Genomic DNA, 13882 nt, shown 5'->3' with positions numbered 1-13882 from the left:
AATGTCCGAGATTGGGCGCCTGATTCTGCTCGGCGCGCCCCTGGGCAACCCGGCCGACGCGTCCGCCCGGCTGCGCGACGTCCTCGCCACCGCCGACGTGGTCGCCGCCGAGGACACCCGCCGGCTCGCCCGGCTCGCCCGCGACCTCGACGTCACCGTCGGCGGGCGGATCGTCTCCTACTTCGAGGGCAACGAGGAACGGCGTACCCCGGAACTGGTCGACGTGCTCCGGGAGGGTTACCTGGTCGCGCTGGTCACCGACGGCGGCATGCCCAGCGTCTCCGACCCCGGCTACCGGCTGGTCACCGCCGCCCTCGACGCCGGGGTGCCGGTCACCTCCGCCCCCGGCCCGAGCGCCGTCACCACCGCCCTGGCCCTGTCCGGGCTGCCCTGCGACCGGTTCTGCTTCGAGGGTTTCCTGCCCCGCTCGCCCGGCGGGCGGCGGGCCCGGCTGCGTGCCCTCGCCACCGAACCCCGCACCCTCGTGTTCTTCGAGGCCCCGCACCGGATCGCCGCCGCGCTGACCGACCTGGCCGCCGCGTTCGGCGCGGACCGGCCGGCCGCGCTGTGCCGGGAACTGACCAAGACCTACGAGGAGGTCGTCCGCCGGCCGCTCGGCGAGCTGGCCGACTGGGCCGCCCGGGAGGAACCGCGCGGCGAGATCACCCTCGTCGTCGCCGGAGCGCCGCAGACCCCCGCCGAACGCCCCGACGACGACACCCTGCGGGCCCAGGTGGCCGAGCGGGAGGCCACCGGGATGTCCCGCCGGGACGCGATCAGCGACGTCGCCACCGGGTACGGGCTGCGCCGCCGGGACGTCTACGCCGTCGTGCACCGGTAGGCCGGGCCGGCGCTCACCAGGCGGCGACCAGGAAACCCAGGGTGATCAGCACCGGTCCGGCGTAGCCGCCGCCGGTCGCCCAGCGGCGCTGCCGGGGGTCGGCCAGCAGGGTCGCCCCGGTCCACCTGACGATCCCCGCCGCGCAGCCGGCCACCGCCAGCAGGCCGAGCAGCCAGCGCAGGTGCCGGCCCACCCCGGTGTCGGCGTACGCGGTGTCCGCGTCCGGTCCGGTCACCCGCGCCGGCAGGGTCGAGCCGGCGGCGGTGCGTTCGGCCGGCACCCCGCTGACCCGTACCCCGTGGGTGCGGAACCGGTCGGCGTCGGCGGTGAAGATGCCCCGGCAGCGCTGGGTCAGCCCACCGCCCGAGCAGTCGGTGACCACCGCCGTCCCGGCCGTGGAGTGCCCGACGGCCAGCCAGAGCGGCCCCGCGCTCACCCAGGCGAAGAACGCCGCGACCAGGCTCAACGCCAGCAGCACGGCGAGCCCCCGGATCGGGTCCGGCGGGGCGGGGGTACGGGCGGGGCGACGTCGGCGCGGGGTCCGCAGCCGCTGCTTCGGTTCCTTGCGCAGCGGGGTGCCGTCCCAGTGCACCTGTTCGATCGGTGCCCAGAAGAACCCGTCGTCGTCCGGCTTCTCCCCGGCCCGCCGGAGGGCCCGTGGCTGGCGGACCGGCACCCGCCGGGGCACCGCGTCGACCGGCGCGCCCGTGGTCGGCTCGACCTCCACGGCCGCGTCGTCCGGGCCGGGGCCGGGGCGCGGCTGCGGCGCGACGGCCGAGCCGCGTGCCGGCGGAGCGTCCCCGGGGCCGGGGCGTGGTCGTCGGGTGCCCGCCGTCGACTCGTCGTGCCCCGATCGTCTGCCCGTCACGTCAGCCATTGGACACCGGGTGGCGGTCGGTGTCCGTGAGCTGACTCCGCGTGTCGGTGGGCAATTCCCGGCGACGGCGATTCGACGTCGGCGTGGCGCGGTGACCCTATTGGTTCGCCGGCCGCCGACCCGGGTCACTAGGCTTGCTGGTCATGAGTCACGTTCTCGCCGCGGTCGCCTGGCCCTACGCCAACGGTCCGCGCCACATCGGCCACGTGTCCGGCTTCGGCGTACCCTCCGACGTCTTCGCCCGGTACATGCGGATGGCCGGTCACGACGTGCTCATGGTCTCCGGCACCGACGAGCACGGCACCCCGATCCAGGTGCAGGCCGACGCCGAGGGGGTCACCCCGCGCGAGCTGGCCGACCGGTACAACCGGGTGATCGCCGAGGACCTGCTGGCGCTGGGCCTGTCGTACGACCTGTTCACCCGCACCACCACCCGCAACCACTACGCGGTGGTGCAGGAGCTGTTCACCGGGCTGCACCGCAACGGCTACATCGTCCCCAAGGTCACCACCGGGGCGATCTCCCCGTCCACCGGGCGGACCCTGCCCGACCGCTACATCGAGGGCACCTGCCCGATCTGCGGCTACGACAGCGCGCGCGGCGACCAGTGCGACAACTGCGGCAACCAGCTCGACCCGATCGACCTGATCAACCCCAAGTCCAAGATCAACGGCGAGACGCCGGAGTTCGTCGAGACCGAGCACTTCTTCCTCGACCTGCCCGCCCTCGCCGACGCGCTGCGCCAGTGGCTGGACGCCCGGGAGGGCTGGCGGCCCAACGTGCTGCGCTTCTCCCGCAACCTGCTCGACGACCTCCAGCCCCGGGCCATCACCCGGGACCTCGAATGGGGTGTGCCGATCCCGCTGGAGGGCTGGCAGGAGCGCGGCGACAAGCGGATCTACGTCTGGTTCGACGCGGTGATCGGTTACCTCTCCGCGTCCATCGAGTGGGCCCGGCGCACCGGTGACCCGGACGCGTGGCGCAGGTGGTGGTCGGCCGACGGGGAGGGCAAGGACTCCCCGGGCTACTACTTCATGGGCAAGGACAACATCGTCTTCCACTCGGTGATCTGGCCGGCCCTGCTCGGCGGCTACTCCGGCGCGGGCAGCCGCGACGGCCAGCCCGGCGACCTCGGCCGGCTCAACCTGCCCACCGAGGTCGTCTCCAGCGAGTACCTGACCATGGAGGGACGCAAGTTCTCCTCCTCCCGCAAGGTGGTCATCTACGTCCGGGACTTCCTGGAACGCTACGACGCCGACGCGCTGCGCTACTTCATCGCCGTCGCCGGCCCGGAGAGCAACGACACCGACTTCACCTGGGCCGAGTTCCTCCGCCGCAACAACGACGAACTCGTCGCCGGCTGGGGCAACCTGGTCAACCGGTCGGTCTCCATGGCGGCGAAGAACTTCGGCGCGATCCCGCCGGTCGACCCGGCCGGGCTCACCGAGGCCGACGAGGCGCTGCTCGCGGTGGCCCGCGCCGGCTTCGCCACGGTGGGCGACCTGATCGCCCGGCACCGGCAGAAGCAGGCCATCGGCGAGGCCATGAAGGTCGTCGCCGAGGCCAACCGCTACCTGTCCGAGCAGGCCCCGTGGAAGCTCAAGACCGAGGCCGACAAGCCCCGGATGGGCACCATCCTGCACGTCGCCCTCCAGGTGGTCAGCGACGCCAACACGCTGCTCACCCCGTTCCTGCCGCACTCCGCGCAAAAGATCCACGAACTGCTCGGCGGCACCGGCGTGCACGCCCCGATGCCGGTCCTCAAGGAGGTCGACGACCTCGACGGCGGGCCCGGCTACCCGGTGCTCACCGGGGACTACACCGTCGGCGCGCGCTGGGAGTCCGTACCGTTGCCGGCCGGCCGGCCGCTCGCCGCGCCGAAGCCGGTCTTCCGCAAGCTCGACCCGTCGATCGTCGACGAGGAACTCGCCCGGCTGGAGAGCTGACCGAAACGCGGGCGGCCCCGGGGGAACCCCCCGGGGCCGCAGTGCGCGGTACGTCAGGCGCGGGCCATCGCCGGCGCGCCGATGAACTCCATCAGCGCCCGGTTCACCTCGGTCGGGTGCGTCCACGGGATACCGTGCGGCGCCCCCTTCAGGGTGACCAGCGTGCCGTTGGGCAGCATCGACGCCAACCGCTGACCCGTCTTCGCAAACGGCAGCACGTTGTCCTTGTCGCCCTGGATGATCAGCACCGGGACGTCCATGTTCGGCACGTCGCCCCGGAAGTCGGTCTGCCAGGCGTCCACCGAGTCGTGGGTGCCCTTCGCCGACGCCTGCGCGCCGATCTGCCAGTGCGCCCGGTACGCCTCCTCGCTGACCCACCTGCCCCTGTTCTCGCTGTAGTTGAAGAACGCGTCGCAGAACTGGGTCAGGTAGGCGAACCGGTCCGCGAGGATCGCCTGCTGGAACCCGTCGAAGAGGCTCTTCTCGACGCCCTCCGGGTTGTCCTTGGTCTGCAACAGGTACGGCGCCAGCGGCGCCATCAGCACCGCCCGGTCCACCCGGCTCGACCCGTACGTGCCGAGGTAGCGGGTCACCTCACCGGTGCCCATCGAGTGGCCCACCAGGATCGCGTTACGCAGGTCCAACTCGGTCATCAGCACGTCGAGGTCGGCGGCGAAGGTGTCGTAGTCGTAGCCCATGGCCGGCTGGGCCGAACTGCCGAACCCCCGCCGGTCGTAGGTGATCACCCGGTACCCGGCCGCGAGCAGCGGACCCGACATCTTCTCCCAGGTCGCCCCGTTGAACGGGAAGCCGTGGATCAGCACGATCGGCTGACCCTGCCCGTGATCCTCGTAGTACAGGTCGATCGGGGCGGAGTTCTCCGTACCCACGGTGATGAAGGGCATGCTCTTCTCCTGATCCGTCGGTGTCGGACCCGTCGCGCTTTCCCCGGCAGGCTCCCGTCATGCCTTCACAGCGCGTACGGCAGGTCCACCACCCGGTCGTCGGTCACCTCGGCGACCGGTGCCCACGTCTCGTACACGCCCCGTTCGTGGCACTGTGCCCCGGTGTCGCGTACCCCGTCCGGATCGGGCTGCCGCAGGCGCAACCGCAGCCAGCCGGCCTCCTCCCGGAGCACCAGGCACGCCACGCCCCGCCACCGGGCGTGGCGCAGCCGCCGGCCGACCGACTCCACCGGATAGCGGGCCGCCCGGGTCATCGCCAGCACCCGGAACCCGCCCGGCAGGTCCGCCACCGCCTCGTACTCCCCGCCGGCCAACCCGCCGACCAGCTGCGTCGACCGCGGCACCTCGCCGGTCGGCACGTACTCCTGGTCGGGTGAGAGCCCCGGCACCGCCGCCAGCAGGTGCCGCCACTGCGGCCCCACCATCCGCAACCAGCCCCGCTGCTCCGCCTGGTAGCTGTAGAGCACCACCTCGGCCCCGTCAGCGGTGTACGCCAGCAGGCTGGCGTTGGCGGGCATCGGCAGGTCGGCGAAGTCCCGGGTGACGAACTCCGGGATCAACTGCGCCGAACTCGGCACGAACCCGGTACCCAGCACCGGGGGGCCCAGCCGGTCCCGGGGCGGCAGCTCCAGCAGGCCCCGGTGCGTCCCGCCGACCGGCACGTCGTAGTCGCCCGGGTCGGCGACCCGCCAGCGCAGCGCGTACCCGACGTCGGTGCCGTCGCCGCTGGTGCCGTCGCCGCGCAGCACCGCCAGCGCGGCCGGCGTGCGCAGGTGCGCCACGTCGTGCTCGCGGTAGCAGAATCCGTGCGGCAACCACCCCCGCACGTACCCGGCGAGCTGCCGGGCGGAGAGCACCTTGACCATCCGGGTGCCGCGCCGCAGCACCGCCGAGGCGCGCACCGCGGTCAGCGTCGGATCGCCGGCGGCCGTGGGCTGCTGGCTGAGCTGGTGCACGTACGACCAGCCCCGGTCGCGGTGCACCGGCATCAGCAGCGCTGCCTCCGGCTCCTCGACCGGCGGCCCGCCCCCGCTCACCTCGGTGACCTCGGTCACGTGCACGAACCGCCGCCACGGCCAGCTCACGCCCGGCCGGGGCGCCCACTCGAAACCGGGTGCCGCCTCGGCGCTGAACAGTTCGTAGGCCGCGCCCCGGGCCAGCTCCTCCGCCGGGTGGACCACCCCGCCGTACGTCACGCGCAACGCGGTCCGCCCGGAGGCCGCGCCGCTGGCCCGATCGGTGACGCTCATCCCGGCGAGGCTAGGCCGGCCAGGTTCCACCCCGGTGAACGTCCGGTGGCCGCCCGGGAACACCCCACCCCGTACGGGTCGGTGCCCCCGGCCGTCCCCGGTGTGTGATGCTGGCCGCGATGACCGAACGGACCGAATCCCGCAAGCAGCGTGCCGCCCGCCGGGCCGGTGAGTTCCCGCCCGCCCCGCCGCCGCTGCCCCGCCCCGTGCTGGACAGCCACACCCACCTCGACATCACCGTCAGCGAGGCCGGCGTGCCCGGCGGAGGCGACGCCGCCGACCCGGTGGCCGCCGCGATCGAGGTGGCCGCCGCCGTCGGCGTGGACCGGCTCGTGCAGGTCGGCGTGGACGTCGGCTCGTCCCGCTGGGGGGCCGACGTCGCCGACCGGTACCCGGCGGTGCTCGCCACCGTGGCGCTGCACCCCAACGAGGCACCCCGGCTGGCCGACCTGGACGCCGCGCTGCGCGAGATCGAGACGCTGGCCGCCCGGGACCGGGTCCGGGGCGTCGGCGAGACCGGGATGGACTTCTTCCGCACCGGCGACGACGGCCGGGCCGCCCAGGAGGAGAGCTTCCGGGCCCACATCGCCATCGCCAAGCGGTACGGCAAGGCCCTGGTCATCCACGACCGGGACGCCCACGCCGACGTGCTGCGCATCCTCGACGACGAGGGCGCCCCGGACACGGTGGTGCTGCACTGCTTCTCCGGCGACGCCGACTTCGCCCGCGAGTGCGTCCGCCGGGGTCACCTGCTCAGCTTCGCCGGCACCGTCACCTTCGGCAGCGCCGCCGCGCTGCGCGAGGCCGCCGCGCTCACCCCGATCGACCAGATCCTCGTCGAGACCGACGCGCCCTACCTGACCCCGATGCCGCACCGGGGCCGGCCCAACGCGTCGTACCTGATCCCGCTGACGGTCCGGTCGCTGGCCGAGACCACCGGGGCCGACCTCGACGAGCTGTGCGCCGCCATCTCCGCCACCGGCGACCGGGTCTTCGGGCCGTGGTGACCGACCCGCGACCCGCGACTACGCTTCGGGGCGTGACCGGCCTGCTCGGCCCGGCGGAGATCCGGGAACTCGCCGCGCGCCTCGGCGTCAACCCGACCAAGAAGCTCGGCCAGAACTTCGTGCACGACCCGAACACCGTCCGCCGGATCGTCACCGCGGCCGGGCTCACCGGAGACGACGTGGCGTTGGAGGTCGGCCCCGGCCTCGGCTCGCTCACCCTGGCCCTGCTGCCGGCCGCCGCGCACCTGCACGCGGTGGAGATCGACCCGGTGCTGGCCGGCGCGCTGCCGCAGACCGCCGCCACCCACGCCGGCCCGGACGCCGCCCGGCTCACCGTGCACCGGGCCGACGCGTTGCGGATCACCGCCGCCGCCCTGGCCGACCCGCCGCCCACCGCGCTGGTGGCGAACCTGCCCTACAACGTGGCCGTGCCGGTGGTGCTGCACCTGCTCGCCGAGCTGCCCACCCTGCGGCACGGCCTGGTGATGGTGCAGAAGGAGGTCGCCGACCGGCTGGTCGCCGGGCCCGGCTCCAAGGTGTACGGCATCCCGTCGGTCAAGCTCGCCTGGTACGCCCGATCCCGCGCCGCCGGTCGGGTGCCACCGAACGTGTTCTGGCCGGTGCCGAACGTCGACTCCGGACTGGTCGCCTTCACCCGCCGCGAACCACCCCGCGACGACGTGCCCCGGCAGGCCGTCTTCGCCGTGGTCGACGCCGCGTTCGCCCAGCGCCGCAAGACGTTGCGGGCCGCGCTGGCGGGTTGGGCGGGTGGCCCCGACCGGGCCGCCGCGGCGCTCACCGCCGCCGGGGTCGACCCCGGCGCACGCGGGGAGTCACTCACCGTGGAGCAGTTCGCCGCGATCGCCGCGTCGGCTCCGACCGTCGCGCCGGTCGCACAGTAGGCTGACGCCGTGCCCGCCGAGGAACACGCCGCACCTGCGCGTACGACCTGGTTGCCGGCCGGTACGCCGCCGGCCGCCGACGCCGCCGAGGAGCTGATCGTGGAGATGCCGTTCGACATCCGCCCGTGCCGGTGGGACGTCACCCGGTGACCGAGGCCTGGCGACCGGACGACGATGACGACCAGCGTCGGGGCAGCAGCGGCCCGGTACGGGTCCGGGTCCCCGCGAAGGTCAACCTGCACCTCGGGGTGGGCCCGCTGCGCCGGGACGGTTACCACGAGCTGAACACCGTCTACCATGCGATCTCGATCTACGACGAGTTGACCGCCCGTCGGGGTGACACCCTCACCCTGACCATGGAGGGTGAGGGCGCCGGCGAACTGGCCCTGGACGACTCCAACCTGGCCATCCGTGCCGCCCACGCGCTCGCCGGCTACGCCGGGGTGCTGCCGCACGCCCGGCTGCACCTGCGCAAGCAGATCCCGCTCGCCGGTGGGCTGGCCGGGGGCAGCGCCGACGCCGCCGCCGCGCTGGTCGCCTGTGACGCCCTGTGGGGCACCGGGTTGTCCCGCGACGAACTGGCGGGGATCGCCGCCGACCTCGGTTCCGACGTGCCGTTCCTGATCCACGGCGGCACCGCGCTGGGCACCGGCCGGGGCGAGGCGGTCAGCCCGGTGCTGGCCCGCCCCACCTCCTGGCACTGGGTGGTGGCCGTCGCCGACGGCGGCCTGTCCACCCCCGCCGCCTACCGGGAACTCGACCGGCTGCGTGCCGCCGGTACCGCCGGTACGCCGCTGGGCAGCACCGACGGCCTGCTCGGCGCGCTGCGCCAACGGGACCCCCGGGTGCTCGCCGGCTGCCTCGGCAACGACCTGCAGGACGCCGCCCTGTCGATGCGCCCGGCCCTGGCCGACACGTTGAAGGCCGGGGAGGCCGCCGGGGCGCTCGCCGGGATCGTCTCCGGCTCCGGCCCGACCTGCGTCTTCCTCGCCCGCGACGCCGCCGACGCGCAGCGGATCGCCACCGAGGTGCAGGCCGCCGGGGTGTGCCGGGAGACCCGGGTCGCCCACGGCCCGGTGCCCGGGGCCCGCGTCGGCTGAGCTGTCCCCGGGTGGAGATCGACTCCCGTGGGCCGGGGTTGCGGTATCCGGCGACCGGGAACCCGCAACATCGGCCCCGATGAGTTGATCAACCCGTCTCGACCTGCTGTCCGGGGCGGCCCGGCCCCGGTTGCGGCACGGGCGGGTGGGGCGGCGCGGATGTCCGCGTACCCTTGCCCCAGGCGTCCCGAGGTGCCCGCCGGCACCGGGACGCCTTGATCATGAAAGGTGGGACCGTGGCCAACATCGTCAACCTGGACCGGGTGTCCAAGGGGTACGGCGCCGCCGGGCCGCTGCTCACCGACGTCTCGCTCGGCCTCGACGACGCCGACCGGATCGGCGTGGTCGGCCTCAACGGCGCCGGCAAGTCCACCCTGCTGCGGATGCTCACCAAACAGGAGGACCCCGACGACGGCCGGGTCACCCACCGCCGCGACCTGCGGGTGCTCTGGCTGCCGCAGGCCCTCACCCTGACCCCCGAGGCCACCGTGCGGGACGTGGTGCTCGGCACCGCCTGGCTCGCCGAGGGGATGGGCGCCGAACACGAGTGGGCCGGCGACGCCGGGGTCCGCGCCATCCTCGACGGCCTCGGCATGCCCCACCTCGGCCTCGACCAGCCGGTCGGCCCGATGTCCGGTGGCGAGCGCCGCCGAGTGGCGCTGGCCGCCCTGCTGGTCCGCGAATCCGACCTGCTCATCCTCGACGAACCCACCAACCACCTCGACGTCGGCGGCGTCGACTGGCTCGCCCGGCACCTCGTCGGCCGCCGGGGCGCGCTCGTCGTGGTCACCCACGACAGGTGGTTCCTCGACGCGGTCTGCACCACCACCTGGGAGGTCGCCGACCAGACCGTCCGGGCCTACGAGGGCGGCTTCGCCGCCTGGACGCTGGCCCGCGCCGAACGGGAACGGGTCGCCGCCGCCACCGAGGCCCGCCGGCAGAACCTCCTCCGCAAGGAGATCGCCTGGCTGCGGCGCGGCCCGCCCGCCCGCACCTCCAAGCCGAAGTTCCGCATCGACGCGGCCAACGCGCTCATCGACGACGTGCCGCCGCCGCGCGACACCATGTCGTTGCAGCGGATGGCGACCGCCCGGCTCGGCAAGCAGGTGTACGACCTGGAACACGTCCGGCTGCACGCCGGCCCCAAGGAGATCCTGCACGACACCACCTGGCAGGTCGGCCCCGGCGACCGGATCGCCATCCTCGGGCGCAACGGCGCCGGCAAGACCACCCTGCTGCGGTTGCTGGCCGGCATCACCCGCGCCGACGGCGGCCGGTTCCACACCGGCTCCACCGTCAAACCGGCGTTCCTCTCCCAGGAACTCGCCGAACTCCCCGGCCACCTGCGCGTCCTGGAGGCCGTCGAGGAGGTCGCCCGGCGGGTGCAGCTCGGCGACCGGGAGATCTCCGCCGCCCAGCTCGCCGAGGTGTTCGGCTTCGACGACCGGCGGCTCTGGACCCCGGTCGGCGACCTCTCCGGTGGGGAACGCCGCCGGCTGCAGATGCTCCGGCTGCTCGCCGGGGAACCCAACGTGCTGCTCTTCGACGAGCCCACCAACGACCTGGACACCGACACCCTCGCCGCGCTGGAGGACCTGCTCGACTCCTGGCCCGGCACGATCATCGTGGCCAGCCACGACCGGTACCTGATCGAACGGGTCACCGACGCCGCGTACGGGATGTTCGGCGACGGCCGGCTGGTGCACCTGCCCGGCGGCGTCGACGAGTACCTGGCCCGCGCCGCCGGCCCGGGTCCGGCCCGCACCACGACCGGCCCCGCCGAAAGCCCCGAGGCCCCGGCCACGGGTGGCATGTCCGCCGCCGACGCCCGGCAGGCCCGCAAGGAGCTGACCCGGCTGGAACGGCAGATCGGCAAGCTCGACCAGAAGGAGGCCACCCTCCTCGACCAGCTCGCCACGCACGCCACCGACTACGCCCGGGTCGCCGACCTCGACGCGCAGCTCAAGGAGGTACGCGCCGAACGGGAACGGACCGAGGAGACCTGGCTGACCCTCGCCGACGAGATCCCGCCCCTGTAGACCAGGGACGACCCCGTGTGCGGCGTCACACCGCGCCGTACGGGACAATCGTCGGCGACCCTCACCTCGAACGGCGTTGGAGACACAGTCATGGCCCACACCCCCGTCAACCACCCCGCGCGGCCGGTCTACCGGGCGATCGGCGGGCTCATCGGTCTCTACCTCGTGGTCTTCGGCGCGCTCGGCGTCATCGCCAGCGCCGGCAACGACATCTTCGCCCAGGACGACACCAAGGTCCTCGGCCAGGGCACCAACCTCGGGTTCTCGCTGCTGTCCGTGCTGTTCGGGGTGGTCATCCTGGTCGGCACGGTGATCGGCCGCAACCTCGACGTGGCGATCAACCAGTGGCTGGCCTACACCCTGATGGTGATCACCCTCGCCGGCCTGGCCTTCCTCCAGACCGACGCCAACGTCGCCAACTTCAGCATCCTCACGGTGATCGTGCTGATGACCCTCAGCCTCGTCCTGCTGATGGTCGGCATGTACGGCAAGGTCGGCACCGAGGACGAGAAGGAAGCCTGGCAGAAGGCCCGCCTGGTGCTCTGACCCGCTCCGCGGCGCGCGGGCCGGGCTGTGGCGTGACCTGGCGTTTCTCCGACACCGTACGGCGGGACGGGAGACAATCGTCCCGACACGTCGTCCGCGCAGGAGGGGCCATGGCGCACTTTCCGGTCAACCACCCGGCCCGCCCGCTGTACCGGGTCTTCGCCGGCCTCGTCGGCCTCTACATCCTGGTCTTCGGCGCGTTCGGCGTCGTGCAGACCTGGGGTGAACCGCTGTTCGCCCGGGGCAGCCACTGGGCCCTGGGTCTGCGCACCAACCTGGCGTTCTCGCTGGTCTCGGTCGTCTTCGGGGTCGTCCTGATCATCGGGGCGTCCCGGCGCGGCAACCTCGGGCACGTCATGAACCTCACCGCCGGGGTGGTCTTCATGGTCACCGGCATCGCGATGATGAGCGTGCTCCAGACCCGCGCCAACATCCTCAACTTCTCGATGTCGACGGTGATCGTCTCGCTGCTGTTCGGCCTGCTGCTCCTCGCCACCGGTCTCTACGACAAGATCGGCACCGACGAGCACGCCGCCCAGGAACGCGCCGACCGGCTCCACCCGGCCCGCTGACCCGCCGCTCAGCCGCCCGGACGCACGGTGGTCAGGCCCGGCCCCGCCTCCAGGTGCGACAAACCGTTCCAGGCCAGGTTCACCAGGTGCGCCGCCACCGTCTCCTTGCCCGGCTGGCGGACCTCCAACCACCAGCGCCCGGTCAACGCCACCATCCCCACCAGCGCCTGGGAGTACAGCTCGGCCAGCTTCGGGTCGTAACCCCGGCTGGAGAACTCGGCACCCAGGATGTGCTCCACCTGGTGCGCCACGTCGTTCATCACGCTGCTGAAGTTGCCGGCCGCCGACATCAACGGCGACTCCCGCACCAGCACCCGGAACCCGCTGGTCTCCTCCTCGATGTAGCCCAGCAACGCCAGCGCCGCCTGCTCCAGCAACTCCCGCGGATGACCGGCGGTCAACGCCGCGGCGATCCGGTCCAGCAGGGCCCGCACCTCCCGGTCGACGACCACCGCGTACAGGCCCTCCTTGCCGCCGAAGTGCTCGTAGACCACCGGCTTGGAGACCCGCGCCCGCGCCGCCACCTCCTCGATCGAGGTCGCGTCGAAGCCCTTCTCGGCGAACACCTGCCGGCCGATCGCGATCAACTGCTCGCGCCGCTGCGCGGCCGACATCCGTACCCGGGCGGCCGGCTTCGGGCCCGCCGCCGGCACCGCCCGTCGTGTGCCGGTGTTCTCCCCAGTCGGGGGCTGCGCCATCTCGTCACCTCGCCGGCGCTCGGTGACGCCCTGTCGTGGAATGCTCCGGTCGTGCCCGTCTGTCTCGGTCACCCGGCCATCCTGCCAGGTGGCACCCCGGGGCACCGCCGGGTTCAGCGCCCCAGCGGCTCCCGCACCCGCTTCGCCGCCACCCGTTCCGGCTTCGGCCACCGCACGTCGTGCACCGCGCCGGCCCGCTCCAGCAACCAGATCACCCGGGCCGACGGGTCCCACTGCCCACGCAGCACCCCGTGCCGGGCGCTCGTCGGCTCGGCGTGGTGCAGGTTGTGCCAGCTCTCCCCGAACGACAGCAGGGCCAGCGGCCAGAAGTTGGCCGCCCGGTCGCCCGGCCGCATCGCGAACGGACGCTCACCGTAGACGTGGCAGACCGAGTTGATCGCCCAGGTCACGTGGTGCAACAGGGCGATCCGGACCAGCCCGCCCCAGAAGAACCCGCTCAGCGCGCCGGCCCACGACCAGGTCAGCAGCCCGCCCATCAGCGCCGGGCCGAGCAGCGAGACGGCCACCAGCAGCGGCGAGAGCCGGTCCACCCGGCGGGTGTCCGGGTCGGCGAGCAGATCCGGCGCGAACCGCTCCCGGTTGGACAGCTCCCGGCCGAACAACCACCCCAGGTGCGCGTGGAACAGCCCCTTGGCCAGGCCCCGCACGCTCTCGCCGTACCGCCAGGGGGAGTGCGGGTCGCCGTCGAGGTCGGCGAAGGCGTGGTGCCGCCGGTGGTCGGCCACCCACTGGATGATCTCGCCCTGCACCGCGAACGACCCGGCGACCGCCAGGGCCACCCGGACCGGGCGGCGGGCCTTGAACGCGCCGTGGGTGAAGTACCTGTGGTAACCCACGGTGATGCCGAGCCCGGACACCACGTACCAGAGGGCCGCGACGAGCACGTCGGTCGGGTGTAGCCAGCCACCCCAGGCCACCGGCACGGCGGCGAGCAGGGCCAGGAACGGCACCACCACGAACGCCCAGAGGGCGATCAGGATGCCTCGCGACTGGGGGCCCTGGGTGAGCGGCTTCGGGCCGGCGGCACCGGCGTTCCGCAGGGTGGTCGACATGGCACCTCGCAGCGGTCGGATACGCCTACGTCACCGTAACCTACGGTCCGGCCACAGTGGAGTGAA

The 13882-nt window shown here is 73.4% G+C and carries 14 protein-coding genes; 9 read left to right on the top strand and 5 right to left on the bottom strand.

The window, feature by feature from the left end:
• Position 1 precedes the first annotated feature (1 nt).
• Positions 2-841, top strand: a complete 840-nt coding sequence (gene rsmI, locus ACN265_RS27740) for a 16S rRNA (cytidine(1402)-2'-O)-methyltransferase (RefSeq protein WP_421410557.1) — start codon at positions 2-4, stop codon at positions 839-841.
• A 13-nt stretch (positions 842-854) separates the two neighbouring features.
• On the opposite strand, the gene ACN265_RS27735 is transcribed toward rsmI, so the two are convergent.
• Positions 855-1718 (bottom strand): hypothetical protein, encoded by an 864-nt coding sequence (locus ACN265_RS27735; protein ID WP_372444634.1) that lies wholly within the window; start codon positions 1716-1718, stop codon positions 855-857.
• Between the two features lie 143 nt (positions 1719-1861).
• On the opposite strand from ACN265_RS27735, the gene metG reads away from it, so the two are divergent.
• Positions 1862-3664: a methionine--tRNA ligase gene (gene metG, locus ACN265_RS27730; RefSeq protein WP_421410555.1), complete on the top strand. Its 1803-nt coding sequence runs from the start codon at positions 1862-1864 to the stop codon at positions 3662-3664.
• A 53-nt stretch (positions 3665-3717) separates the two neighbouring features.
• Here metG and ACN265_RS27725 read toward each other — a convergent pair whose 3' ends face one another.
• Both ACN265_RS27725 and ACN265_RS27720 read right to left on the bottom strand, forming a co-directional pair.
• On the bottom strand, positions 3718-4569 hold the full coding sequence (locus tag ACN265_RS27725; RefSeq protein ID WP_204927390.1) for an alpha/beta fold hydrolase: 852 nt from the start codon (positions 4567-4569) through the stop codon (positions 3718-3720).
• A gap of 65 nt (positions 4570-4634) precedes the next feature.
• Positions 4635-5879: a hypothetical protein gene (locus ACN265_RS27720; RefSeq protein ID WP_421410553.1), complete on the bottom strand. Its 1245-nt coding sequence runs from the start codon at positions 5877-5879 to the stop codon at positions 4635-4637.
• 107 nt (positions 5880-5986) lie between these two features.
• On the opposite strand from ACN265_RS27720, the gene ACN265_RS27715 reads away from it, so the two are divergent.
• The 7 genes from ACN265_RS27715 (at position 5987) to ACN265_RS27685 (ending at position 12045) form a co-directional block, all read left to right on the top strand.
• The gene (locus tag ACN265_RS27715; protein ID WP_420118362.1) at positions 5987-6886 is read left to right on the top strand and encodes a TatD family hydrolase; all 900 of its coding nucleotides are present in this window, start codon (positions 5987-5989) and stop codon (positions 6884-6886) included.
• Between the two features lie 32 nt (positions 6887-6918).
• Entirely contained in the window at positions 6919-7788 is an 870-nt protein-coding gene (gene rsmA / locus ACN265_RS27710) for a 16S rRNA (adenine(1518)-N(6)/adenine(1519)-N(6))-dimethyltransferase RsmA (protein ID WP_204927393.1), read from the top strand.
• Positions 7789-7797: 9 nt separating this feature from the next.
• Positions 7798-7938, top strand: a complete 141-nt coding sequence (locus tag ACN265_RS27705) for a hypothetical protein (protein ID WP_204927394.1) — start codon at positions 7798-7800, stop codon at positions 7936-7938.
• Entirely contained in the window at positions 7935-8888 is a 954-nt protein-coding gene (locus ACN265_RS27700) for a 4-(cytidine 5'-diphospho)-2-C-methyl-D-erythritol kinase (protein ID WP_420118364.1), read from the top strand. Before ACN265_RS27705 ends, ACN265_RS27700 begins: the two co-directional genes overlap by 4 nt.
• Positions 8889-9124: 236 nt before the next feature.
• On the top strand, positions 9125-10927 hold the full coding sequence (locus ACN265_RS27695) for an ABC-F family ATP-binding cassette domain-containing protein (RefSeq protein WP_421410550.1): 1803 nt from the start codon (positions 9125-9127) through the stop codon (positions 10925-10927).
• A gap of 90 nt (positions 10928-11017) precedes the next feature.
• A complete protein-coding gene (locus ACN265_RS27690) occupies positions 11018-11473 on the top strand; it encodes a DUF4383 domain-containing protein (protein WP_204927397.1) in 456 nt (151 codons plus the stop codon).
• Between the two features lie 110 nt (positions 11474-11583).
• Positions 11584-12045 (top strand): DUF4383 domain-containing protein, encoded by a 462-nt coding sequence (locus ACN265_RS27685; RefSeq protein ID WP_204927398.1) that lies wholly within the window; start codon positions 11584-11586, stop codon positions 12043-12045.
• An 8-nt stretch (positions 12046-12053) separates the two neighbouring features.
• Here the strand turns inward: ACN265_RS27685 and ACN265_RS27680 are convergent, their stop codons facing one another.
• Positions 12054-12743: a TetR family transcriptional regulator gene (locus ACN265_RS27680; protein WP_421410549.1), complete on the bottom strand. Its 690-nt coding sequence runs from the start codon at positions 12741-12743 to the stop codon at positions 12054-12056.
• A gap of 113 nt (positions 12744-12856) precedes the next feature.
• Positions 12857-13816: an acyl-CoA desaturase gene (locus ACN265_RS27675; protein WP_421410547.1), complete on the bottom strand. Its 960-nt coding sequence runs from the start codon at positions 13814-13816 to the stop codon at positions 12857-12859.
• Between the last annotated feature and the right edge of the window lie 66 nt (positions 13817-13882).

The organism is Micromonospora sp. WMMD730 (assembly GCF_049178955.1).
Classification (GTDB): Bacteria; Actinomycetota; Actinomycetes; order Mycobacteriales; family Micromonosporaceae; genus Micromonospora; species Micromonospora wenchangensis.
Note: the sequence above shows the minus strand (reverse complement) of the source record. Positions and strands in the feature narration are given on the sequence as shown.